At 49.0% G+C, this 25,098-nt stretch carries 22 protein-coding genes; 7 read left to right on the top strand and 15 right to left on the bottom strand.

Annotated features, from left to right (window positions below; translation table 11 throughout):
* Positions 1 to 41: 41 nt before the first annotated feature.
* The 3 genes from WDY75_RS11310 to WDY75_RS11300 all read right to left on the bottom strand — a co-directional run bounded on the left by WDY75_RS11310 (position 42) and on the right by WDY75_RS11300 (position 1,800).
* A complete protein-coding gene (locus WDY75_RS11310; RefSeq protein WP_006211402.1) occupies positions 42 to 617 on the bottom strand; it encodes an O-acetyl-ADP-ribose deacetylase in 576 nt (191 codons plus the stop codon).
* Positions 618 to 687: 70 nt separating this feature from the next.
* A complete protein-coding gene (locus WDY75_RS11305; RefSeq protein WP_006211403.1) occupies positions 688 to 1,119 on the bottom strand; it encodes a hypothetical protein in 432 nt (143 codons plus the stop codon).
* 57 nt (positions 1,120 to 1,176) lie between these two features.
* The gene (locus tag WDY75_RS11300; RefSeq protein ID WP_063480047.1) at positions 1,177 to 1,800 is read right to left on the bottom strand and encodes a TraX family protein; all 624 of its coding nucleotides are present in this window, start codon (positions 1,798 to 1,800) and stop codon (positions 1,177 to 1,179) included.
* A gap of 217 nt (positions 1,801 to 2,017) precedes the next feature.
* Here WDY75_RS11300 and WDY75_RS11295 point away from each other — a divergent pair, with 217 nt between their 5' ends.
* Entirely contained in the window at positions 2,018 to 2,191 is a 174-nt protein-coding gene (locus tag WDY75_RS11295) for a hypothetical protein (protein WP_172963930.1), read from the top strand.
* A 71-nt stretch (positions 2,192 to 2,262) separates the two neighbouring features.
* On the opposite strand, the gene WDY75_RS11290 is transcribed toward WDY75_RS11295, so the two are convergent.
* The 4 genes from WDY75_RS11290 to WDY75_RS11275 form a co-directional block, all read right to left on the bottom strand.
* Complete coding sequence (locus WDY75_RS11290; RefSeq protein ID WP_063480048.1) at positions 2,263 to 5,487, bottom strand: hypothetical protein; 3,225 nt, start codon at positions 5,485 to 5,487, stop codon at positions 2,263 to 2,265.
* Positions 5,488 to 5,563: 76 nt separating this feature from the next.
* Positions 5,564 to 6,574 carry a LacI family DNA-binding transcriptional regulator gene (locus WDY75_RS11285; RefSeq protein WP_006211406.1) on the bottom strand — a complete coding sequence of 337 codons (1,011 nt, stop codon included), beginning with the start codon at positions 6,572 to 6,574 and terminating at the stop codon, positions 5,564 to 5,566.
* 147 nt (positions 6,575 to 6,721) lie between these two features.
* A complete protein-coding gene (locus WDY75_RS11280; protein WP_063480049.1) occupies positions 6,722 to 7,930 on the bottom strand; it encodes an SLC45 family MFS transporter in 1,209 nt (402 codons plus the stop codon).
* Positions 7,931 to 7,934: 4 nt separating this feature from the next.
* On the bottom strand, positions 7,935 to 8,672 hold the full coding sequence (locus WDY75_RS11275) for a glycerophosphodiester phosphodiesterase (protein ID WP_036641986.1): 738 nt from the start codon (positions 8,670 to 8,672) through the stop codon (positions 7,935 to 7,937).
* 227 nt (positions 8,673 to 8,899) lie between these two features.
* Here WDY75_RS11275 and WDY75_RS11270 point away from each other — a divergent pair, with 227 nt between their 5' ends.
* From WDY75_RS11270 to WDY75_RS11250, 5 genes are all read left to right on the top strand, one after another.
* On the top strand, positions 8,900 to 9,364 hold the full coding sequence (locus WDY75_RS11270) for a MarR family winged helix-turn-helix transcriptional regulator (RefSeq protein ID WP_063480050.1): 465 nt from the start codon (positions 8,900 to 8,902) through the stop codon (positions 9,362 to 9,364).
* Positions 9,357 to 10,601 carry an MFS transporter gene (locus WDY75_RS11265; protein ID WP_006211410.1) on the top strand — a complete coding sequence of 415 codons (1,245 nt, stop codon included), beginning with the start codon at positions 9,357 to 9,359 and terminating at the stop codon, positions 10,599 to 10,601. The genes WDY75_RS11270 and WDY75_RS11265 overlap by 8 nt, the downstream gene beginning before the upstream one ends.
* A gap of 215 nt (positions 10,602 to 10,816) precedes the next feature.
* Entirely contained in the window at positions 10,817 to 11,947 is a 1,131-nt protein-coding gene (locus WDY75_RS11260) for an ABC transporter ATP-binding protein (RefSeq protein WP_006211411.1), read from the top strand.
* On the top strand, positions 11,944 to 12,600 hold the full coding sequence (locus WDY75_RS11255) for an ABC transporter permease (protein WP_006211412.1): 657 nt from the start codon (positions 11,944 to 11,946) through the stop codon (positions 12,598 to 12,600). Before WDY75_RS11260 ends, WDY75_RS11255 begins: the two co-directional genes overlap by 4 nt.
* Before the next feature lie 22 nt (positions 12,601 to 12,622).
* Positions 12,623 to 13,552 carry a glycine betaine ABC transporter substrate-binding protein gene (locus WDY75_RS11250; RefSeq protein ID WP_063480051.1) on the top strand — a complete coding sequence of 310 codons (930 nt, stop codon included), beginning with the start codon at positions 12,623 to 12,625 and terminating at the stop codon, positions 13,550 to 13,552.
* Between the two features lie 145 nt (positions 13,553 to 13,697).
* On the opposite strand, the gene WDY75_RS11245 is transcribed toward WDY75_RS11250, so the two are convergent.
* The 5 genes from WDY75_RS11245 to WDY75_RS11225 all read right to left on the bottom strand — a co-directional run bounded on the left by WDY75_RS11245 (position 13,698) and on the right by WDY75_RS11225 (position 21,598).
* Positions 13,698 to 14,987, bottom strand: coding sequence for an MFS transporter (locus tag WDY75_RS11245; protein ID WP_006211414.1), 1,290 nt, complete (start codon positions 14,985 to 14,987; stop codon positions 13,698 to 13,700).
* A gap of 107 nt (positions 14,988 to 15,094) precedes the next feature.
* The gene (locus WDY75_RS11240; RefSeq protein ID WP_063480052.1) at positions 15,095 to 16,798 is read right to left on the bottom strand and encodes a methyl-accepting chemotaxis protein; all 1,704 of its coding nucleotides are present in this window, start codon (positions 16,796 to 16,798) and stop codon (positions 15,095 to 15,097) included.
* A 309-nt stretch (positions 16,799 to 17,107) separates the two neighbouring features.
* Entirely contained in the window at positions 17,108 to 19,435 is a 2,328-nt protein-coding gene (gene helD / locus WDY75_RS11235) for an RNA polymerase recycling motor HelD (protein WP_063480053.1), read from the bottom strand.
* A gap of 310 nt (positions 19,436 to 19,745) precedes the next feature.
* Positions 19,746 to 20,804 (bottom strand): FUSC family protein, encoded by a 1,059-nt coding sequence (locus WDY75_RS11230; RefSeq protein WP_006211418.1) that lies wholly within the window; start codon positions 20,802 to 20,804, stop codon positions 19,746 to 19,748.
* A gap of 128 nt (positions 20,805 to 20,932) precedes the next feature.
* A complete protein-coding gene (locus WDY75_RS11225) occupies positions 20,933 to 21,598 on the bottom strand; it encodes a phosphatase PAP2 family protein (RefSeq protein ID WP_063480054.1) in 666 nt (221 codons plus the stop codon).
* A gap of 181 nt (positions 21,599 to 21,779) precedes the next feature.
* Between WDY75_RS11225 and WDY75_RS11220 the strand changes: the two genes are divergently transcribed.
* Complete coding sequence (locus tag WDY75_RS11220) at positions 21,780 to 22,424, top strand: SDR family oxidoreductase (RefSeq protein ID WP_063480055.1); 645 nt, start codon at positions 21,780 to 21,782, stop codon at positions 22,422 to 22,424.
* An 86-nt stretch (positions 22,425 to 22,510) separates the two neighbouring features.
* On the opposite strand, the gene WDY75_RS11215 is transcribed toward WDY75_RS11220, so the two are convergent.
* Genes WDY75_RS11215 through selD form a run of 3 tightly spaced genes read right to left on the bottom strand, consistent with a single transcriptional unit; the run spans position 22,511 to position 24,888 of the window.
* The gene (locus WDY75_RS11215; RefSeq protein WP_006211422.1) at positions 22,511 to 22,705 is read right to left on the bottom strand and encodes a hypothetical protein; all 195 of its coding nucleotides are present in this window, start codon (positions 22,703 to 22,705) and stop codon (positions 22,511 to 22,513) included.
* A 37-nt stretch (positions 22,706 to 22,742) separates the two neighbouring features.
* Positions 22,743 to 23,795: a tRNA 2-selenouridine(34) synthase MnmH gene (mnmH, locus tag WDY75_RS11210; RefSeq protein ID WP_063480056.1), complete on the bottom strand. Its 1,053-nt coding sequence runs from the start codon at positions 23,793 to 23,795 to the stop codon at positions 22,743 to 22,745.
* A 40-nt stretch (positions 23,796 to 23,835) separates the two neighbouring features.
* Positions 23,836 to 24,888 carry a selenide, water dikinase SelD gene (gene selD / locus WDY75_RS11205; protein ID WP_063480057.1) on the bottom strand — a complete coding sequence of 351 codons (1,053 nt, stop codon included), beginning with the start codon at positions 24,886 to 24,888 and terminating at the stop codon, positions 23,836 to 23,838.
* Positions 24,889 to 25,098: the final 210 nt, after the last annotated feature.

Raw genomic sequence — 25,098 nt, 5'->3', positions numbered from 1 at the left:
ATCCAAACAAACGGCAGGGGCGCAATTTGCGCCCCTGCTTTTTATATTTGCGCCTCCTTCTCCTGGATGAATTGCTCAAGCCAATGAGCATAGAGCTCTTCATTCTCGGGAGAAAAACAAATGAAGTCTATCCGCTCCAGACGGTTATCCGGAAGATCCTCCTCCAGCAGTTTGGTAACCGCCTTTAACGCAACATCACAAGCAGGAGCTTTAGGGTACCCATAGATACCTGTGCTTATATTAGGAAAGGCAATGCTTCTCGCACCGACCTCTATTGCAAGCAGTAAGCTATTGCGGTAGCATTCGGCCAGAGTATGCTCCTCACGCCGTCCACCACCCTCCCATATCGGGCCAACGGTGTGAATGATGTGCTGGGCAGGCAAATTGCCCGCTCCCGTAATAACAGCGTTGCCTGGCGGGCATCCGCCTTGCTGTTTGCGAATTTCCATACACTGCTCCATAATCTCCGGTCCTCCGGCGCTATGAATTGCGCCATCCACACCTTTTCCGCCCAGCAGTCCCGAATTGGCAGCGTTGACGATAATGTCGCCCGTCCATGTCGTAATATCGCCTATAAAGACGGAGACCGATGTCCTTCCGATTTTAAATGTTTTCATTTCGGAAAATCTCCTTTCGGTCTTTTAATTCTTTATTACCCCGCAAGTAGGTGGATTGACCCGGAAAGCCTTATTCTGTTCTCGCCTTTTTTTTCGCGACCGCAGAGATTCGGTCCGTCAAGCTTTTCTCCTCCGGTCCCTGCAGCGCTTCCTCCACTGTACGGTAAAACATGAGTGCGCCGGTATCTCTGGCCTTGGTCAGGTGATGAAGAAATACGTTACCGGCCTGCTCCAGCTGCAAGTCATCCTTCTCATTTTTAACCCGGCACAGATAAACCTTCATCATCCCTTGCGCATCACGGAATTCCATCACGCCGATGGGAGCAAGAGATCTTTTGTCCTCCTCGGAGAATTGAGGTGTCATATAAACGGTATATTCCGAAGGGGGCGGAGGAATGTATGCTTCCCGTTTTTTATCCGCAATTATTCTGGAATTCATGAACGCAATGTAACCCGCTGCAGCAAACAAAAGGACGCATGCTGCAATTGCTATATTCAACATGTATGTCTCTCCTTGTAAAGGATTCCATTCATTAGGTATGACCTAATCAGGACCTCTCTATATAAATACCCTTAATAATGCAATCGCAAGTAAATGCAGAGGATAAAATGAACGCCATACCCACTGGCTTACCCGGATGGACTCAAGTTTTTTCCATAGATGCGGACCATAAGCTATCATCGCCGTCGGAATCACACTCCACATCTGAAGTTCCCAGTTATTAAGAAACCAGAACATCACGTTTAATAAAATATGAAGAAAAACAAGCCAGCTGGCTTGCGCATAACGGAAAATCAAGATCAGCAGCAAACCGTAAGCCCCGTAATCAAACGGAAATTCACTCATCAAGGCGCAGGCGGCAACGACCAGCATCGTTGATAGCAACAAAGACTCCGAGCGTTCCAGCACATACAGCACCAATGCTCCGGCAACCAGCGTTACGACCACATTCAGTCCCCCGGGATCCAGAGCAAGCTGATACGGGATTTGGGAAATCGCTGCAATGATAGCCAGCCGCATGATATACTTGGGCCTGGAAGAAGTATAATGATGTCCTTGAACCAGAGCGTATACATAAATCGGAAAAGCAATGCGGCCGATAATTCTCCAAATCTCCTGGCCTGGAAAAAACACGAGCCCCACATGATCAATCAGCATCGTCAGCATTGCAATCCACTGCATGCAGCCCCCTCCTAACCCTCTAAGATGATGTTTCATTTATGTATGCAAATCGATATACCTATTATGGGTTGCAGCAAGAGGACTTGCAAGTGAAAGAATACGAAGCAGCCGTATTTCTATGGCTGTGATCAACATCCTCCAGCACAAGGACAAGGATGATTGGAGACCCGGCGAAGTAACGGTATAGCAGCATCATGAAGACGGAGGTGACAGCAATATGGAAAAGAAAAAGAACAATACGGCATTAGGCATAAGTATAGGAATTGGCGTCGGCATTGCGATTGGCGTCGCCATGAATAACATCGCCATCGGGATAGCAATTGGTGTTGCCATAGGCATTTCGTTTAGCTCCATCTTAACAACCAAACATAAAAAGCCGCCCGAGGAATAAAGGGCAGCTTCAGGAAAACTAACAGACCGCCCGGCTGCTGCCTGACGGTCTGTTGGTTTGGGGATACTATTTTACCCCATATCAGCTTGAATCGATTGGACATTCCCGTTACGAACCTCATGTGCCCATTTCCCTGAAAGAATCGGCCCATCTACCTCAACCTGATCTCCATCCACTGTCGTCAGGGTCAAACGCTGGATACGAACCCCATCTTGTCCATACGTATTGGCGGTGCGCTTACTACGATACGTAATCTTGACGGAACCGAGGAGAGTAAAAGATACCTCATGGTTCTCATCGAACAACCAAGCCGGGAGCACGGGGTTCAAATGCAGCTGAAGCTGATGGTCTTCGTAACGGAATACCTGCTTCCCTGCCATCATCGTAATCCACATGCTGAGGAATTCGGCCGTCGATCCGCTAAGTCTAGCCACAAAACCGCGTCCATGGACATGGGGATCCGGGTTGACGCTGCTTGCAATAAAGGAGGAGTTCTCCAGCGTACTTCGTCCATACACTGCCGGGTCCAGAAATGGAATAAGCGATAACCTGATCTCCGAGAAGAACTCGTCATACAAGCCGGCTTTTAATAAAGAAAGCAAATATTTATACGTCATATGCAAGAATACCGATTCTCGCTCCAGCCATCCGGCTGTAAAAGCACGAATGCGCCCGATTTCGTCTCTTTCTTCCTCAAGGCTAACGGAAGTTTTGTACATCCCAAGTTCCGGATCATACAGCTCGGAAGCCTTGATTCGCTCATACATCGCTCTAGCCTGTTCCTCACCGGCGAGTTTCATTCCCCGGGCTGGCGCCTCCAGAAAGTGCGGAAGCGCATAGGGTTTGAACCCGAGTACTTTAGCGGCAGGCAGGCCGTATCCGGTTATCACCGGATTCCCCTCCGCATCCCGTATCTCCTCAAATTGCTCCACTTCAAACCGGAAATAGGTCGGCACGATTCCGCCTCCCATCTGCTCCGCACGCTCAATCCCTTCATTAATTTTGCTGAGGAATGCAGCATATATGATCTTCACGTCCTTCACCGGCAACTCGACTTCGCGGCCTGTAATGCCAAACCTTACGGAAGCGCGGTAGGCTTCGCGTAATCCCGCCACCTGATCCCAGTAACGGAAAGAATCCAATGCCCCGGAATGATATTGCTGCACGGCAGCAAATACACCTTCTAAATAGGAAGCAATCTCTTCCGGTACTTGAATGGTATGCCGGCTGAACTGCTCAGCAGCATCCACAATAAAAGCCGCCATGCGCTTCAATTCCATCGTCTCGCTCATGCCTGAACCAAACAAGCCCGGCAAGCCGTTCATTGCATCGTTCCAGCCCGGCTTATTGGCCTCCATCTCGACCCCCATTCCGTACGGATCGAGTGTAGCCATTTTACTGAGTGATAATGAGATCATTTTGACAAACAGATGGGTACGGTATATGCTACCCTTCCCGCCGTCAACCCGCAGCCATTCCGCCGCGTTCCGTTTTCTGCCCAGCTTCATCAGCTTCTCCTCATCCTCCAGCAGGGCACCATATTGACGAACCTTGCCACGGCTGATCACAACCTTCTCGTGCCGCGGAAGCACATAAACCGGACTGTCAAAAAACGAATACGTTTTCTCGCCAAACAGCAGTTCCTCACAACGGTCAGGATAAATATTAAGGTAGGCATCAACCAAATCCATGTTATATGTCCAGTGATCCGACCAGAATCCCTCACCAAAAGATGCTGCAAAATGTTGATCGGAGATGGTGAGCAGTTTGGATAAGAAGGGTTCCTCGCCGATGGACAATTCAATGCCCTGATCCGCAATCGCGTTTATGATGTTCCCTGGCGTATAATCGCCGCCACAGATCGCCTTCAGCTTATCGTAATCCCCATCCCCGGACACCGAGGCGCGCAGCAGCTTCTCCAGCTGCTCCTCCATACCTTCAGTCACGCGGAATTTGGTCCCTTCCACGCTTAAGGGGTTATACCCGTCAGCTTGGATCAGACTGAAAAACATCCGGATATTGAATGTGCCCACCTTGGGATTAAAGAACACATCATTCCGTCGATTCTGATTCATATCCCGGAAGTTGCCGTTCCCTTGCGAATAATACTCCGGGGCGAGCGAGAAGAAGTTGTAATCTCTCTCCAAATCCCCGTGTTTACGGGAGTACAGATGGACAACGGCGCCTTCCTTCCCGTTATCGAATATAAACGGATACCCGCCTCTCAAGAAATTGTCCAGATAGGATTGACGGCTGTATTCATCAAATATCGGCAACCCCGTATTCGTGGCAACATCATCGGTTAATTCGCGCGTCAATGCGGCTGCCTCCATTCGCTTACTGAGGATATAAGCAGGCGAGGACAAATCATTTGAGCGTTTATTGATTCTGGTAATGTCATTCACATGACCAACCAGAGTGTAGATGGTTATCGACTCCCCGGGCCCAAGCTCAGCCGGCAAGCCGCTAAAGCCGCAGGGTACTTTGTTCACAGCATAGGGTATCGTCTGTGCCAGCGATTCGATGGACGCTGTGGCAAAGCGATCGGGATAGATTAGTGATGTATTCCCACCAAATATCAGCTCGAAGTCTACGAGTGGCTTGATTAACTTCCCGTGCTGATCAAATGACAGATAAAAGTGACCGTTCGTAACCTCGCTCACTTCCGCCTCGTCATGCGTGCTGGAGCGCACTTTATAAAACGGGATGCCTTGATCCAGATTCTCCACTTCCATCCAGCTGCGAAGCAGGTTGCCGATCTCCTTGTAGCCGCTGTTCGCAACACCGTAAGGCAAAATCTCCGGCAAACCGTCCAGCAGCTCAAACGATACGTTCCGAGTTCCAGCATTCGTTATCTTAACCTCACGGACCAGCGCGGCAAAGTCTTCTCCAGGCAGCTGGAAATACGATACCGAGGTGCGAAGTCCGTTTCCGGCATGATCTTCTTCGATCACCAGCTCATTCTGACGAATAAACATCGTTCGCTGCGCCTGCGGGTCGGGTTGAAAGGATTGAAACGGCTCGTAGACGGACGGGGTCCCGGCAAGCTTGATAAACGTCCTAAATCCTGTAGCAGACACATTCTTGTATGCAATATTAGCTGGCGAAAACTCCATAATCGGCGAGTTCTTGTCGCGTATCCCGAAGCTGCATATCCCTTGACCCCGATTCACGTAAAAAGTCCACATCGGAATTCCCTTCAAACCTGCAATGCCCGGCAGAAAGCTGGAAAAGGTCTTGGCTTGATCATATTGCTCGATAACAAAGGTATCCTTCTCAAAACGGTAATTTGCCATGTTCGTATCCCCCTTAAATAAATTTCGAAACCGGTTTCGAAATGGTGTAAAAATAGGCCTGCTCTTTCAGGTTCACCTAAGTGACCGGGCGGCAGGAATCCCGAATAATTAATTCAACAGGCAGCATAACCGACTTCACCGCGGTATCTTGCTCTTCAATCGAAGACGTTAGAATCTCGGCGGCAACAGCGCCCAGCTGTTCTGTATGCTGACGTATGGTCGTGAGCGCAGGGGTTATGTAACGGGACATCTCAATATCATCAAACCCGACAATCGACACATCCCCAGGCACATTCAGGCCGCGATCCTGCACGGCGCGAATAGCTCCAAGTGCAAGTAAATCCCCAGCGGCAAAAACAGCTGTCGGAGGATCCGGCAGTGCAAGCAACCCGTTCATCGCATCATATCCGCTCTCCATGGAGAAGAAGTCGCTGCTTGTTATGTATTCTTTCCTGAATGTCAAACCCAGCTCGCGAAGAGCTTGCTCATAGCCCTGCTGACGCTGCTCGCCTGCAAACGTATTCAATCCGCCGGAGATATGGGCGATGCTGCGATGTCCGAGTGAATGCAGATACCGAAGTGCCTGCAAGCTTCCTTCGATGTTATCGGAGCAGACGGAATGGGCCTTCTCTGGCGAGGAATCCAGAATAACGCAAGGGATGCCGCTGTCCAGCAGCTCCTGGAAATCAGGATCATCGCTGCTCGAGAGAATGACAACTACGCCGTCGACCCCGCGGATTTTACAATGCTCCACGTAGCTGCTTCTCCGTCCGCCAACATCCTTGGAAATAAACATCAGATCATACCCTTTGGAGACGGCGATTTTCTTGAAGCTTTCGATAACAGCCCCAAAGTAAGGGTGACGAATCCCCGCTCCTGTTGCTTCTACGAACAGTATACCGATGGTCCATGAACGCTTGGTCGTTAGAGACCTGGCATTCGCGTTCGGAAGATAGCCCATTTCCTTCGCTGTCTCCAGAATCTTGACCCTCGTCTTCTCCCTGACATCCGGATAGTTGTTGAAGACTTTGGACACCGTCGTAGGCGAATAGCCTGTTTTCTTCGCAATATCATAAATAGTAGTCAACCTAAGAATCAGCTCCTGCACCTTCGCCGGCATATTCCGATACGGGTGTATCTGATATAAGATTCTACCTGCGCTAACCGGCTCTCGTCAATGTTATTCCGCACTAACAAGCAGGAGCCAAAACTTCGGTCACGACATATTCATCCGCTAGGATAAGTCAGCAGTCGCTCCCTTCGGTGTGGAGGGGCTTGCCGTTTCCGGATAACGAATCATCAGTACACAGATCAAGGCGAGCAGCATGCTGCCCGCGGCACAATAGAACAGAATCCAATACCCCATTCCATCAATGAGCTTGCCCAGAAGAGGAGGTGAGGAGATCGCCGCGAGCGATGACACCAAATAGTACATCCCTGTCCGTGTTCCGATGCTGTCCTCCGATCCTGTTGATACGATGAATGGATAGGAATTGATATTGATGCATGCCCAGAACAACCCACCCACCGTCAGCAATATGCGAAGCAATAACAGCGAATCGACCAGCGGTACCATCGAGAAAACAATCAGCAGACCGCTGACACCGATGAGAATCATCCGCTTTTTTCCAAATTTGCCGCCAAGCCATCCGCTTGGAATAGCAAACAGCACAAAAGCAAGTGAAAAAAACGTTAAGGAGAAGGAAGCCTGCGATTCGGTCAGCCCTACCTCATTCTTGCCATACAATGTGAACAGCGTCTCTACGCCTTGATAGGCTACAAACCAGAAGAAGATCGCCGCCAAGAGCAGCACTGTCGTCCGATCGAGCTGGCTCCTGAAGGAAACTTTGGGCTTGGCGGCAGTCTGGGCCTGATAGCCGGGTGCGTCACGCTTCTCCTTGATAAATGTCATTAGGATAAATAAAGATACAAGCGTTATGCCGGCAGCGGCTATAAACGGCAAGGACTGATGGGCTTTGTAAAGCACCGAGCCCACGCCAAAAGCCAGTATCGATCCGATGCCACCCATAAAATTAATAACGCCGTTGGCTCTTGTCCGCCGCTTCTCTTCTGTAATGTCCGGCATTAAAGAGACGGTCGGTGAACGATACAAGCTCATCGCCAGATTCATAAGAACCATGAACAGAATGAGTGTTGCCATTCCGGTATGAAACGGTATGATCGCCGTAAACAGGGCGCCCAGCGGCATTCCGATAAGCAGATAAGGCATTCTTCTCCCAAACCGGGTATGTGTCCGGTCGCTTCGACTTCCAATCCATGGCTGCAAGAATAGAGCAAAGTAGTTATCAATTGTCATAAAAAAACCGATCAATGCGACACTGGATATGTAATCCTCCAGAAAATAGGGCACAAAAGCATTATATAGCGCCCATGTTATGCTAATGCTGAAAAAACCAAAGCCCAGCAGCCATGTTTTCTTCACAGGGTCACACTCCCTTGGTTTGAAGCAATCCGCTGAGCACATCCGGGTAATCGGTAATAATTCCCGCTACGCCTGCATCGATCAAAGCCTTCATCTGTTCCTCGTCATTCACCGTCCATGGATGATAAACAACGCCGTGCAGCTTCGCTTCCGTTACCCACTCCGGGAGAACCGCTCGATGATATGCATGAAGGGCATCGGCCTTTGCCAGCTTGGCATACTCCCACGGTTTGTATAAGCCTTCCCCATACAGCAGGCCCGTGCGGATTTCAGGATCAATTAACTTGCACTCTACCAGCGAATAGTGATTGAAGCTTGAGATGACGATTTGCTCCGACATGCCGTAATGTCTTACTGCCTCGATTACACGCTTCTCCAGCTCCGGATATTGAATCGCCCCGTTCTTCAGCTCAATATTCACGATTGTGCCCGGATTCTTTGTTAATTCCAGCAATTCCTCCAGCAGCGGAATGCGCTCGCCTTGAAATGCAGCTCCAAACCATGAACCCGCATCCAATGAAGAGAGCTCCTCATAAGTGTAATCCTTGACAAGTCCTTCGGCTCCCGTCGTACGTGCTACGCTCTCATCATGGATTAGAACCAGCTTTCCGTCCTTGGTCATCTGGACATCGGTTTCAATCCCGGTAGCTCCCAGTTCAAGCCCCTTTGCAAAAGCTGCCATCGTATTCTCCGGGCATACGGCCGATGCGCCGCGGTGGGCAAAATTAATCAATTGTGACATTCCTTATTCCTCCTGAGTGTTGGGATATTGGTTTTGTAATATAAATATAGCTCCCAATTGTTAGAACTATGTTATCGTCAATTTTCATATTCCACATCGGCCTGTGAAACCCTGTCATGTAAACGATTTAAATTTTATGAGGATTTGACGTATTTAATTGTTAAACATATAATTGTTAAGACAACTATTGTTTCGATAACTTAAAAATGAAAGGTGTGACTTGTTTCTTGAAAGAACCTACACACAATCCCTCCATCGGCTTTCACCTGGGTTACACCTATCGCCGTGCATCCCAATTGTTTGCCAATGCCCTAAAACCCTTTGACATCACCCCTGAACAATGGCTGGTCCTGTTTCATATCGGCGAACATGAAGGGTTAAACCAAAAGGAAGTTGCCGTAAAAGCGGACAAAGACCAACCTACGACAACCCGCATACTGGATCTGCTCGAGAAAAAAGGTTACACGCGCAAATCCGTATCGGTTAACGACCGCCGAGCTTTCCAGCTCTATTTGACGGACACCGGTAAAGAATTGATCGAGGCTACCACCGCAATCGAAAGCGAATGCGGACGCCAAATAATAGAAGGAATTGACGGTCGTCAATTGGAGATGTTCCGGGACACTCTCACACGCATCAACAACAACATGAATCATATACACAACAACAGGAGAGATGTTTCACATGAATGAAATGAAAGCCAAACAACCATTATGGACAAAAGAATTTATCACCTTGATGGTCAGCAACCTCTTTCTGTTTCTGACCTTGCAGATGATGCTGACCACGCTGCCCGCTTATGCCAAGGAAACTTTTATGGCAAGCCCCCTGCAGGTCAGCCTGATTACCAGCCTCTTCGCCTTCAGTGCAATTGCTTCCCGCTTTGTCTCAAGCAGAGCACTTGAAAAAGGAAAGCTCCGGCTGCTTCTCTATGTCGGACTCCTGATATCTCTGGCAGCCACGCTCGGATACTATTGGGCATCCGGCATCGTATTTCTGCTGCTGATGCGCATCTTGTTCGGCATCGGATTCGGTATGACAAGCACCTCGTTTCCGACGATGGCATCCGATGTCATTCCCATCAAACGATTGGGTGAAGGTATGGGATACTTCGGATTATCCACCACCCTTGCCATGTCGATCGGACCTATGATCGGTTTAACATTGCTCCAAGGCGGCGGCTTCACCCCCTTAGTGATCATCACCGTTATCATCAATGTCCTCATCTTCCCGCTCGCTTACATTCTTACGTCCAGGGCGCCTGCACGACGAATACCTGAGCGCCCCGTAACCGAGCCAGTCCACCTGGAAGATAAACCACGGAGTTCCTTTAACAGCAAGCTGATCCTCCCCAGCGTCCTTAACTTTTTAATGTCCATTACTTACGGAGGTCTGCTGAGTTTCATGGCGCTGTACGGAGCCGAGGCTCACCTTCGGAATCCCCAGTATTTCTTCTTATTTAATGCGATCGCCATTATTCTGGTCAGACCCTTCTCCGGCAGAATTTATGATCGTTATGGACATAAAGCGCTCGTTGTGCCCGCAGCGGCGCTGATGGTTTCGGGTCTGCTGCTCCTGACCTTCGCATCCTCAACCGGAACCATGCTGTTATCGGCATTATGTTACGGTCTTGGCTTTGGTGCCATTCAGCCGTCCATCCAGACCTGGATGATTCAGGAGGTTCATCCCCTGCAGCGCGGCATGGCAAACGGCATGTTCTTTAACTCCCTCGATTTCGGTGTTGCCATAGGCTCCATCGTGCTCGGTTCCATCGCCAAATCCACATCGTATGCCATCATGTACCGTTATTCAGCCCTCGCGCTTGCACTGTTAATTCTGATCTATATCCTAGCGCACATCATCGGCAAATCTCGCTCCAAAGCCCGAACAAGACTTGAGGAGACCAAGTCTGCGGCAGCAGGATCATAACAGGCAGAGCTGCCCTCATGTAAACATCCATTCACAGATCATTCACGCATAAAGCTTCCACCTCCCGGACACAATGACGATAATTGGATTTCATATTTACGCCAAAATGAAAATCATGTGCAAACCGTCTTCAGCCTTACGCTGAAGACTTTTGCTCTTTATTTGAATTTTTCGTTACAACCATATGAAACCCCCATGTTCAAGGGAGGATGTTTATGATTACATTCGATAACGTCAGCAAAACCTATTCCGACGGCTTTCATGCTGTTAAAGAACTGAATTTCGAGATTCAGTCGGGGGAATTTCTCGTTCTGATCGGACCAAGCGGCTGCGGAAAAACAACCACCATGAAAATGATCAATCGTCTGATTCCCCATACTGGCGGAACGATTACGATTCATGGCAAGGATATCCGTTCCACCAATCCCGTTGAGCTCCGCCGCAGCATCGGTTATGTTATCCAGCAGACGGGGCTGTTCCCGCACTATACATTGGAACAGAATATCGGACTGGTCCCGGATTTGAAGGGATGGGACAAGGCTAAGAAAAAGCAGCGGGTCTATGAGCTGCTTGAATTGGTCGGACTCGATCCCGACACCTATGCTTCAAGATACCCAAAAGAGCTCTCAGGTGGGCAGCAGCAGCGCGTCGGCGTTGCACGCGCCCTGGCTGCAGATCCCGAAATCATACTGATGGACGAGCCATTTGGTGCACTCGATCCGATCACGCGCGAACAGCTGCAGGATGAGGTGCTTCGGCTGCAGCAGGATATGAAGAAAACGATTGTATTTGTTACCCATGATATGGATGAAGCCCTTAAGATGGGAGATCGGATCGGCGTGATGAAATCCGGAACGATGGTTCAGCTGGATTCACCTGAGACGCTGCTCCGGGAGCCGGGACATGGATTCGTTGAAGAATTCATCGGCAAGAATCGGGTTTATCAAAATCCTACTTTCATACCGGTTACGGAAGTGATGCGCAGAAACCCGGCGACAGTTAGCCTGAACCGGTCTCCGCTGCGCGCCATCACATTTATGCGCCAGCGGAAGACGGATACCTTGCTTGTGCTAACGGAAGATGGCGTTCTCGCGGGTCTGGTATCGGCCTATGATCTGCAATCCAACATCGATACCGCGGCGACTGTGCAGCAAATTATGAAACCCGTGAAGCTGACGCTGCCTGATACGGCAACGGCCAAAGATGCCTTAATCGCTGTAAATGATGCCCCATTCGGCATCATTCCCGTTATCGACCAGCGGGAGCGGCTCATTGGCGTTGTCACACGCGGGACTCTAATCTCCACCTTTGCAAGCCACTGGGCCGGAGGGGGTGATGAAGCATGAATTCCTCATCCATCTGGGAGCAAATCGGCCGTCAGTTCTCTTTGCGGTGGGGCGAGCTTCTGGTATCCGTTGGAGAACATATTCAGCTCGTTCTCATCTCGATGGTCATCGCCATCATCATTGGAGTTCCTGCCGGAATCCTGGTATCCAGGTATAGCTTCCTGCGAACCTGGATCATAGGCGGAGCCAGCATTCTTCAGACTATTCCAAGCTTGGCTCTGCTCGGCTTTATGATCCCGCTCCTCGGGATCGGCATGAAAACTGCGATAGCCGCACTGTTCCTCTATTCACTGCTGCCGATTATCCGCAATACCTTCACCGGTATCAAGGATGTGGACCCCTCAGTTATCGAAGCGGCACGCGGCATGGGAATGACGGGAACCCAAATCCTGTTACGGGTTCAGCTGCCTCTCGCCATGTCGGTCATCCTTGCAGGAATCCGGACGGCAACGGTTATTAATGTCGGTACCGCGACACTGGCGGCTTTTATCGGGGCTGGCGGCCTGGGGGATTTTATCTTTCTCGGGATCACCCGCAATATCGATGCACTGATTCTCCTGGGTGCGCTGCCGGCAGCCATTATGGCCCTGCTGCTGGATTATTTGCTCGGACTCCTCGAGAAGTGGACAACACCGCGTGGATTGAAAATATAACGTGGAGCGAAAGGGAAACCGCATGAAAAACACAAAAAAATCTGCCGCTTCTAGAATCCTTACTTTACTGCTACTTGTTTCGTTGACCGTCAGCCTTAACGGCTGTACCAATCCGCAATCCCCCGGCGTAAGTTCCAGCGGTCCTGCCGATCTGGTCATCGGCTCCAAAAACTTCACAGAAAACATTATCCTGGCTCATATGATGGCAGACCTGATCGAAGAACGTACGGGGCTGAGCGTCAAGCGAACGCTAAATCTCGGGGGATCCAGCGTAACCTGGAAGGCACTGCAGAACAATGACATACAGCTCTATCCCGACTATACCGGTACCATTGTGGCTAACTATTATCTGGAGGAAACCGGCAGTGCGGAAGAGACTCTTAAGCGCACAAGAGAGCTCGTTGCACAAGACGGCTTGGAGTTCCTGGAGCCCATCGGATTCAACAACTCCTATGCTCTTGCAGTTACTCAGGATACCGCCGCGAAATACGGCCTCAGGACCTACAGTGATCTTGCCAAGGTTTCTGAGAATATGGAGCTTGGCGCCGAGTTTGAATTCACGGACCGGCCAGATACGTATCCAGGTCTGAAGGAGCTGTACCATATGAACTTCAAGCGTGTCAAAGGAATGGATCAGGGGATCAAATATCGCTTGATTGCCCAAAATGACCTTGACGTTGCCAGTGCCTATACAACAGACGGACAGGTCAAGGTGAACAATCTCTTTGTTCTGGAGGATGACAAGGGCTTCTTCCCTCCGTACGATGCGGGTGCCATTGTGCGGAGCGATCTGCTGAAAAAGTATCCGGAAGTGCGCGAAGCGCTGAATGCGCTTGGCGGACAGATCAACGAAGAGAACATGCAGGAGTTGAACGCGCTGGTGGATGAAGGATACCGCGAGGATCTGGTAGCGCGGGAGTACCTCGTCAAAACGGGACTGCTCAATAAGTAGATCTCGATAAGTAGAATCGCCCTAGGGGAGGAAACACCATCCGGGCATCGTATGATCAAAGAAATTGACCCGTATACGGAGTAGAATGCAGCGATTCAATTTGGAGTGAACGGCTTTCGCCCATACAAAAAAAGGGTCTTGTCCATTATTTATGGACAAGACCCTTTTTCTTGAATTCCTGCGGCTTCTTGAAATCCGCTCGGTATGCATTTCCTCCCGACGAGTCGTCTTCTTCTTTGGCCTCCGGCTTCACGGCGAATAATGTGAGGAGCCCGCCCACTGCTGCAACAGCGGCCAAGGTGCCAAACATCACCCAATGATTCGCGCCAAGCAGCAGTGAGACAACAGGCGGTCCAAGAGATACGCCGATAAAACGCATGCTGCTGTACAATGAAGTGATGGTGCCGCGCTGTTCCTTCTCAACGCCTTCAGTAAGCAGCGTATCCATGCATGGCAGGACCATGCCGATCCCGATGCCGCCCAGCGTCATCATACCAACCACAAAATAAATCTGTGAACTGAAGCCGGTCACAATCAAGGAAGCGGTTAAGAGGGTCATACCTGCAAAACCTGTCCATTTTTTGGCCGCCTTGTTCTTGCCCGTGAATTTACCTGCCAGATACGAAGCGAGACACAGCAATGCAAGCGGAATCGCAAGCACAAGGCCTTTTACCACGCCGTGCAGTTTGTAGGTGCTCTCCAGTGTCTCTGATAAATAAAAAAGCACACCGAACACGCCGAACATAGCGATACCGCCGATGGCAAAAATCGCGTACAGCCATCGGCCCTTCTCGTGCAAAACCTGCTTTGTCTTTTTCAAAAATTCACGGAGGGACTGTTTATTATTGTTGCTGTTCGTTTTTGGTGTCTTCACAAGAAATATGACCAGAACGAGTGAAATCAGACACAGAATCGGAATCGCTGTAAAGGGCAGGAACCAAATAAAACTCCCTAATAAAGCACCCAATATCGGACTGATTACCTTACCGAATGTATTGGAGGTTTCTATAATACCTAAACTCTTGCTGACCTCTTCTTCACCCTTAAACATATCTCCCACAAGCGGAATAACGATGGGAAATGCACCGGCGGCCCCTATACCCTGCAGAAATCTCCCCGCCAAAATAACATAATACGCCGTCGTCCCGCTCAGCATCCATGCGGCCACGGCGGATACCGCTCCGCCTAATGCGGCAATGATTAAGCTTGGGATGATGATCTTCTTTCGTCCATACCGATCCGATAAATAGCCGGCAATCGGAATTAACAAGATAGCCACAACAGCATAAACCGTAATGAGCATACTGACTTTAAAGGAGCTGATTCCCAGGACTTTGGAAATCTGCGGCAAAATGGGAATGAGCATGGAATTGCCCAGCGTCATGATGAGTGGTATGGATGCCAAGGCAACCAGATCCCATTTCTTGTTTTCCATGAGAAGACCACCTTTGCGTTATCTGTCATCCATATTGTAGGTTCTTTCGCCTAGAATATGCATGACTGCAAGGTGGTCAATTTTTCCCTTATGCAATTTTTCCTTATTTATACTTTAAAACCGGACATCAACTGTCGCAGCTTGCCGGACATTACGTTCAGATCTTCTACGGAATTGGTAATTTCCTCCATGGAAGCCAACTGTTCTTCCGTTGCAGCGCTGACACTTTGTGTTCCACCGGCTGTGGTTTCTGTAACTTCCTGAATTCTGCGAATGGCATGAACGAGATCATCAGCCCCGGAGTTCATCTGTTCGGTTGCAACGGTTACGCCTTGAATCTGTTCATTCAATTCCACAACGGACTGCTCGATGTCCTTAAAGGCTCTCTCGGCTCCCTGTGCCACGGACATGCCTTCTGTAACCTCGCGTGTACCCTGTTCCATGACCCCGGCCAAATCATAAATATCCTGTTGAAGCTCGTGCACAAACTGCCTGATTTCAACAGAGGAATTGGAAGCCTGGTCTGCCAATTTCCGCACCTCAGCAGCAACGACTGCAAAACCTCTTCCGTGCTCACCCGCGCGAGCAGCCTCAATCGAAGCATTCAAAGCCAGAAGGGAAGTCTGCTCCGCAATTTCAATAATAATTTGTCCCATCGCCCCGATGTTTGAGGCTTTTTCACCAAGAGCTCTTACCGACTGTGCGGATTGATCTACACTGGTGCGGATGCCTTCCATTTGGTTCAACGTATGTATAATCGCCTGTTCGCCTTCGGATGCTAACTTGTTCGCAGTGGCTGCCAATCCGGACACGTCTTTTGCGGCGAGCGTGATATGCTTCATTCCTTCCGCCATATCCGTTACCGTTGCTGTCGTTTCCTCCGTATCCTGAAGCTGGTTCTCAACCCCGGCTGCCAATTCTTCCATGATGCCCGAGGTTTGCTGAGATGCCTGACGAATTTCCTCCGTGGTCGAGTGCAGTGTCGACGCTGCGGTACCGACTTGTCCAGCGGTATCCTGCACCTGTACAACCAATGCTCGGAACCCCTCGACCAGCTTGTTATACGCGTCGGCAACCGCCCTGATCTCGTCTTTCGTGGTTATGTTCAGGCGGGTAACAAGATCACCGCCGCCATCGGCGATTCTTAATAGCTGATCGCTCATCTGGTTCAATGGACGAATGGAACGGGTAAGAAGATATCCCTGGATCGCAAAATAAACGATGGCTGCCACACCAATCAGCATAATCATCATATTCTGAAGTTCGCTGTTGCTGGCAATCTCATCGGCCTGCTTGGCCAAAGCTTCATTTTTATTGATCGTGAAATCCGCTATAAGCGTACTGAAAGAGTTGCGAATCTCACGTTCCTGGTTAAACGCGGCTTCGTATACCCGAAACGGTACCGCCTTGTAAAACCCCGTATCGTACCCCAATTTGTTTAAGACCTGTGTCACAGCTTCCGTGTAAATTACATATCCGGTTTCAATCTGGTTGAAGACCTTTACATCTTCCTCAGTCGTCATTAGGACTTTGGTTTCTTTCATAACTTTACTAACGGATTCCTGTCTCGATTTTAACGAATCTACAAAGGTCGAATCCCCGGTCAACAAGTAGCCGCGCTCGTCATTTGAAATCCCTGTCAATAAAGTTTCAAGTTGGGTCAGGTTGTAAATGACCTTTTGATCCTCTTCAATAATCTTGCTGAACCTCTTCTCCGTCATGTTCGAAGTGATAAATGCAATGATTACGATAACCGCCGTCACCGTCGCAAGAATCGTAGACGATAGAATTAATTTTGTTTTTATCTTCATCCGCAAGCACCCGACCTTTGATAAGTAATATACCCCCATTCTATTTTCGTCAAAATTGTGTCTAAAATGAATAGTTATGGAGGCCGTGAAACCGCTTAATCCAAAAATATTTCAAAAAATTTATTAATCAACGGTCAAATAATGCTTTAAATTGGATAACACCCTCCATAAGACATAAGAAATTACCCTGATTCATCCACAAAATAATTTCCGATTTTTTCCTTGCATGAAACAGAACAAGTTTTTTCATGAATCACTCCTCAAAAAAAAGATCTGCCTGAACCCAGAGCTCAGACAGATCTTCCTATTTCAAGTTTCCGGGATAAAATGGCTTTTTTCCCCGATATGATAAACATGCAGTTTATGCATCGCACGTGTACAGGCGGTATAGAACAGCTTCCGGTCGCTTTCCCGGTGATACACGTCCTCGGAACCGTTGTAAATGATAACCGCATCGAATTCGACACCCTTTGCCAAATAGGCGGGAACAACAAGGGTTCCTTTCTCGAATGCCGGGGTCGTCTTGGTGATCAATCTCGTATGAATATCAGCTGACAGCTGCTTGTGCACACGCCGGCTCTCTTCTTCCGTTCGACAGATGACCGCAACGTACTGGAATCCCTGCTCATGAAGCTCACGTATATCGGAAATAATCGTTCCGTTCAGCGCTTCTTCATCCTGAACCTGAATCACCCGCGGCGCTTCACCCGGACGGTTAAAGGGAACGATCCGCTCTCCTCCTGGAATCATTTGCCGAGTGAAATCAACGATTTCATACGTGGAGCGGTAACTTTGCGTCAGAGTTATAACTTCCGTATCCTCTTTACCATACAAACTGACCAAGTTCTCCAAGCTTCCCAGAGCCTCGCCATGCGCATAAATCGCTTGATTAAGATCACCGAGTACCGTCATTTTGGCCCGAGGGAACAATCGCTTCAGGAATTCCAGCTGGAAACCCGAATAGTCCTGAACCTCATCGACAATCACATGACGAATGGCGGTGTTCGTACGGAAACCCTGGAGCAGCTCCTTCAGGTACAGGAACGGGGTAGCATCTTCGTACATCAACGATTTATCGTCCAGGGAGGCTGTGGTGAGCTTACAGATATCCTCCCAATGTGCCGGAAGATTCTCAGGATCGCCCGCAGCCCGGCGGAACAAGGATTCGTCTGTGAACAGTTTACGGTACATCCCCTTGACATCCACGTAGCGGAATCGCTTGATCCAGCGTCTGACCGGTTTGAGACGTTGGCTGATCACCATTTTTGCAAGGACGTCCTTTTCCTTATCAAAATCGTCAAACGTCTCTTCCTTCCGTTTCTGCTTCCGCTTCATCGTTTGGAAGGCGCGCTGGTAATCATCCGAATCCAGCAGCTCGATTTGCTCCTCGACCCATGGAGCGTCTTTTTCACTTTGGGCAAACTCCGACAGACGTTTCAGCATCCATTCCTTCATAAGATCAATCCGGCCGGCAAGTTTAACCGCTGAATCATAACCATAGAACTGGGCGGTCATTTCATCCGAGCTGACGATGACCTTGCCTTGGAATACAACCGGTTTAAACAGCATGCCATTCTTCTCAAGCAGCTCTTTATATCGTCGGATGGTATCCAGATAAGCGCCGGAGGATTTATAGGATATGCTCTCCAGACGCGCGCGGTAGCGGAGCGAATCATCTGCATTCAGCAAAGTTTCCGTCTGTGTGAATACATCTTCGAGATCAAATTCCTTGCCCAAACGGTGCTCCAAATAGGACTGGAAGGTCGTTTGCTGCATGTTGTCCTCGCCAAGCTCGGGAAGCACGGTGGACACATAACTGTTAAACAGCGGGTTCGGGGAGAACAGAATCATCTGATCGGCCCGGAGTGTCTCCCGGTATTTGTACAGTAGATAAGCCACCCGCTGCAGTGCGGCTGAGGTTTTTCCGCTGCCAGCAGCTCCCTGAACGATCAGCATGCGTGTTTTGTCGTTTCGTATGACCGCATTCTGCTCCTTCTGAATGGTAGCTACAATGCTCTTCATCCGGTCATCCGCGCTGTGGCTGAGTACCTGCTGGAGCAGTTCATCACCAATCGTCACGCCAGTATCAAACAATACCTTGATCTGGCCGCTATGGATTACAAACTGGCGCTTCAGCAGCATTTCACCTTTTACCTGGCCGGAGGGCGTCTCATACTGGGCGGGACCCGGGGCTCCGTCATAATACAGGCTGGATATCGGTGCGCGCCAGTCATAGACGAGGAACGTCTCCATATTTTCATCCAGAAAAGAACCGGTTCCCAGATAAATAGTCTCCGTCTCCGAGGTTCCTTCCTCTTTAAAATCAATGCGACCAAAGTAAGGAGATTCCACGAGTTTTCTGTACTTTTTAAGCAGCTTGCTTGACTGCAGATGAGCATGCTCACGTTCTGCCAGTACCTGTGACTGCTGTCTCAGATTGGTCGATGTTTCACCTAAATCATCCGGGTTGCTGAAGTTAACCGTAACTTCGTCCCAGAAGTCCTTCCGCATATCGATAACGACGTCACGGATATCTCCGACACTCGCTTCCAACTGAGATATTTTATTGCTGATTTTCGTTGATACTTCCGTTACCCGTGTCTGTTCTTCTTGCCAATCCTGTTCGCTGATAGCCATTGTTCATCCCCCTAATATACTGGTTGACAGCGCAAAATGTCTGTGATATAATACAGTTGTGGTATTCTAACCACATTAGTTGTTTTTAATGACAAACCATTGCTAATTATAACAGCATGCTACAGTTAATACAACATTTGAATTTAGTAACCGGCCGGAATGGCCGGTTTTTTGGCATTCATATCGTGTGGTTCATCTACCATACCATGTCCGATTGGGCTTGCCAAGAAAGCTCCTGCCATCCGCATGTTGGTCATAACGACTGATCAAAAGCGAGTCTTGATCGGCCCCTTCATATCGTTTGATATGCTTATTTTCTCAACCAGGAGAACAAGGCTTCTTCCTGCTCCTTATCCTCCACGACACGGCTGATTTGATCCGCCACCCGATTCAACCGGTCAAGCTGATAACCGTAATCATACATGGAGGCAGCCACAACCGACAGCCGAAGCCCACCAGGATCTGCGCCCGGTCCGCACATCACTTGCTCCATAAACGCTTCATTGTTCTCGGCCATGGTCTCCGCCTCGTCCTCATTCGGCTTCAGCTTTCCTTCGAACTTCCATAGAATATGCTCATGGTACTTCATCAGCCGCTCCAGATTGCTATCAAATTGCTCGTCGATCAGTTCCGACCGTTCCGCCTGGAAGTAATGATTCTCCACGGCGTCCAGCACTTCATATCCTTTACGAAGGGATTGGAGCAGCTGCTTATACACAACAAGCTGTCTAGCTTGACTATACTTGGCCCGCTTCAGCTTTTTCTGCTCCTCCTCAAACAAATTGTATTTGTCCGACAACGATTTGATTGCTGTTTCAAGTTCCTTCTTCTCCGCACGGTAGACCGAATCCTTCATCTCGTGGGAAATGGCCGTCCGCAGCAGCAGCGACATTTTGCCGAAGACAATATGAATCCGTTTAATGTACTGCTCCTTCGGCTTTGGAGGAAATACGAGAATATTAATAAGGAAAGCAGATACGATGCCGATGATCGTGAGAATAAACCGGTTGAGTGCAAAGTCCCATTGACCGGAAGCTTCCATTACGGATATAACCGTAACCAGGGTGAGACCGATCGTCTCTCCCATTTTTAATTTCATGCAGATCATGATCACTAAAATACATACCAGACCGACCGAAATCGGTTGATTGGATAAAAAATATCCTCCGAGCATCGCCAGTATCGCCCCAAGCGTACTCGTCTGCAGCTGGTCCAGAAAATATCTCCACGACCGATAGATAGACGGCTGCATCGCAAAAATCGCGGCTATGGCGGCTACAACAGGGGATTGAAAATCAAACAGCATAGCCAAATAAAGAGCCAGCGTTACGGCTAGGCCGGTTTTGAACATTCTTGCTCCAAATGCCATAGACAGCCCTCCTTACATAACCCAAATTCAAATCTATGCTTACACACCATGATACATACTCCTCCGCTTAAACCGCTATTCCATGAATTACCCTTACTTTTCCAAAGTGATGCAGGCCGACATGACGTTCACGCATCCGGGAAGCCCCGCTTCCCCATTCTTCTCTCATAATATCGGACCATAAAACTAACCCATGCGCAGGAAGCCAAATAGCCCCCGAGGATGTCGCTTGGATAGTGAACACCCAGATATATCCGGCTAAGCCCAATGCTTAGAATCATGATGATTGCAAAAGCGATTAATACTCCTCTTCCTGTCCTGCTGTCTATATGTCTCCATAACAAATATGCCAGCACGCTGTAGAAGGAAAAAGCACCCATCGAATGCCCGCTGGGAAAGCTGTATCCCGTAATTTCAACTAGGCGGTGGATATCCGGCCTCACCCGTTGAAAAATCAATTTTAATAATAGATTAAGAATAGATGAACCGAATACGACTACAATAAGTAGAAGAATCTCCGTGCGACGCCTCAATACCCAATATAGCACGGCGATTACGATAAGACACAATACAGTAACCGGACCGATCGAGCCTATAAATGAGAGGCCTATTGCGATATCCGTAATGAATGGATGCTCCAGGTTCTGTATTGAGGTTATGATGGCCAGATCGAGTGGAGCCAAGAGCTGAAACTTAACCAATGCGGCCATTATGATAAATCCTACGAAGCTGATGAGTGATATAAAGAAAATCCAGCGTTGTCTTCCTGAAGCCCAATTCATCTGTCCGCTCAAACTCTCTTTTCTCCTTTGCGTTGTTTCAAATCTATATGACTTGGGTGAAAACAAGATAATATCATTTTCCAGAGATAAAGAAAAGTCCAGCGCTGATTCCCAAGAAATTCCCCTTAGGTTATGCTAAATTTGGTATTATTACTCTAATATGAGAAATTTTAACGATAAAGGAGTTTGTCCTATGAAGGTTCTAGTAGTCGGTGCGAATGGTCAAATCGGAAAACACCTTACACACCTGCTTCAAGATCATGAAGCGTACACCGTAAAAGCGATGGTTCGAAAAGAGGAGCAGGCACGATATTTCGAAAATGCCGGAATCGAAACCGTCCTTGCTGATCTGGAAGGAGCGGTTGATGAGCTTGCACAGGCCGCACAGTATTGCCAAGCCATTGTATTTGCCGCCGGTTCAGGCGGTGCAACCGGTTATGATAAAACTCTCTTAATTGATCTGGATGGGGCTGCAAAAATGATCGAGGCTGCCGAGCAGGCACATGTCTCACGCTTCATTCTGGTTAGCGCCATACAGGCCCACAACCGGGAGTCCTGGAATGAAAAAATCAAGCCCTATTATGCAGCCAAGCATTATGCGGATCAGATCCTGCGCAGCAGCAGGCTCTCCTATACGATTATTCGTCCAGGAGGACTTCTGAATGAACCCGGTACAGGCCGTATCACCGCTGCCGAGGACATCCATAGCGGCTCCATTCCGCGGGAGGATGTAGCAAGCACGATTCTGTTATCCCTGGATGAAGAGAACACCTTCCGGCGTTCCTTCGATCTGATCGCAGGCGATTCGCCCATATCCGAAGCCCTTTCGTCTATTTAAAGAAAGCCTTTCATCTCAAAGAAATCGCCCCTGCCAAAAGCGATACGTCAGGTATCCAGCTCTTGGTCAGGGGCGATCTGTTTTTTCTAATCGAATAGTGACCAAATCACAATAAATGCGATCAAGGCCAACACATAGATGACGATCAGCTTGGTAATATTAGCTTTGGTTTTACTTTCATACGCTGGATTCGACTTGCGGTTTTCCTGGGAAAAACCAACAAGCAGCGTCGCAATGCCGCCGATCAAAGCCAAAGTAATCACGATTAAATACAGAACCACAATGGATCCTCCTTATCCTCTCGGATTATACGAATGATTACGTGCCGGTCTTCTGCTGCATCTGATTCCGCAATATTTCTTTTACGGCTTTCACAGCTTCCTCTACTTTATCCACTGAGACAACGATAGGCGAGGCATCTTCATATTGACTGGAGGTATGGTTATACTTGGGATCATAATAATGCTCAAGCAGCATCCGGATTCCCTGTGGAAACCGTCCCTCCTCCAGCGACCTCCCGATCTCAGCAGCAACAGGAGTATGGATCCTGTTTTTAATCAATTGGAAAGCCGCCAAATACTGTTCTTTGTATGCAGCGGGATTGTAGTCCTCCATGATCTGGCGAACACGCTCTTCCATCGGCAGTTCAAGTACGATAGCTACGCCGGACTCCTTCTTCTCCATAAGGAAGTCGGGTACAACGATTTTGCCAATCCGCTTGCTCTCGGCTTCGAATAACACGTAAGGGGCCGACTCCACTTGCTTCAGTCGTTCAACCAATTCCGAATCAAAGGTCTTTTGATTGCTGGCCTGTAAACCGATATGGCCAAATATCGAGCCGCGATGACCTGCCAGCCCTTCCAGGTCAACGACAGGATACCCCTCCTGCTGAAGCTGCCTGAGCACGGCCGTCTTGCCCGTTCCCGTCAAACCATGCAGAACAAACGCTTCGGCCTCTAATGTCTTATGTTCAAGCGTATCCAGCACATACTTTCGATAAGCCTTAATCCCGCCAGTAATCCGGCTGACATGGATATCCATCAGGGAGAGCACGGTTGCCGCTGTCCGGCTGCGCATCCCCCCACGCCAGCAATAAACTGCTTTATCACCGTCAATTTCCTTGAATTGCTTAACGAAGGCGGGAAGCTTGGCCGACATAATGGCAAGTCCGCGCTCTTTAGCCGCATCTACGCCTACCTGCTTATAGATGGTGCCAATCTCCGCCCGTTCCTCATCATTAAAGACCGGAATGTTCAGGCTTCCCGGGATCGTTGAATCCCTGTATTCCGACGGGGAACGGACATCGATTAATGTCATCTTCTTTTTATTCTGAAGCTCCAATAACTCGTTAACGCTGATGTCTTGAAACATGGTCTGCTCGCTCCTTTATTGATCCAAAAAAAAGGCTCACTTACAACTCAACGACAATGCGGGACGGATGATCGTTTACGACCTTGCCGACACTTCCCGCTTCCAGCCCGGCTTGCCGAAGCTCCATTAGAAGCTGATCCGCCTGCGAGCCGTCAACGGCGATAAGAAGTCCACCCGAAGTTACCGCATCACACAGTATCCACTTGTCGATCTGATCCATGTCGTCCGGAAAATCAACATCGTCCTTCACGTGATCATAGTTGTTTTTTGTCCCACCCGGAATGACGCCACCCTCGGCCATTTCTCTAACTCGCTCCAGGACAGGTACAGAGGACTTGGAAATGCGTATCCCCGTCCCGCTTCCTTTTGCCATTTCGAGTGTATGGCCAAGCAGCCCGAATCCGGTCACATCGGTGCACGCGTGAACGTTATACGATTCCATCATTTCGGCAGCGGTCTTGTTGAGTGCTGCCATTACGGCGGTAACCCGGCGGATCTCCTCATCACTTAACAGGTTTTTCTTAATGGAGCTCGTAAGGATACCGACACCTATGGGCTTTGTAAGAATCAGCACATCGCCCGGCTTGGCTCCTGCATTCGTTCTCACTTTGTCAGGATGTACGGTACCTGTTACGGCAAGACCGAATTTCGGCTCTTTATCATCAATGGAGTGTCCACCAACCAGTGTTACACCCGCTTCTTTCAGTTTATCCCCAGCACCTCTCAAAATATCGGTCAACACCTGCTTATCGAGGGTTGAGATCGGAAATGCCACAATATTCAGTGCCGTTAGCGGCTTGCCTCCCATCGCATAGATATCGCTGATTGCATTGGCCGCTGCCACTTGACCGAAATCATAAGGGTCATCCACGATCGGTGTAAAGAAATCAACCGTCTGGACCATAGCCAAATCATCGGTAAGACGGTATACACCTGCATCATCGCTCGTATCCAGACCAACCAGCAGATTCGGATTGGGTTCCGCTTGGGGGAGCTTGCGAATGACCTGAGCCAGATCCGCAGGACCAATTTTGCAGCCGCATCCTCCTTTAGAGGAATAGGAAGTTAATTTTATTTTCTCCGATTGAGTCATCACAGATCGTCCCTTCATCATCTAAGTTTTGATATATTGCAAGAGCACGTGCAACAACCCCGGCGCGGATGCTCGAAATACGTCTCATCTACTCCGGGGATCATCTAATATTAATCTTTGCCAATCACTTCATTTATGCACACAATACTTATATTATATGAAATCAGCTGCCGCAAGTCTAATGATCTTCCTATTTCTTGCAATTCCCGG

The organism is Paenibacillus glucanolyticus, from assembly GCF_037333485.1.
Lineage (GTDB): Bacteria > Bacillota > Bacilli > Paenibacillales > Paenibacillaceae > Paenibacillus_AQ > Paenibacillus_AQ glucanolyticus.
Note: the sequence above shows the minus strand (reverse complement) of the source record. Positions and strands in the feature narration are given on the sequence as shown.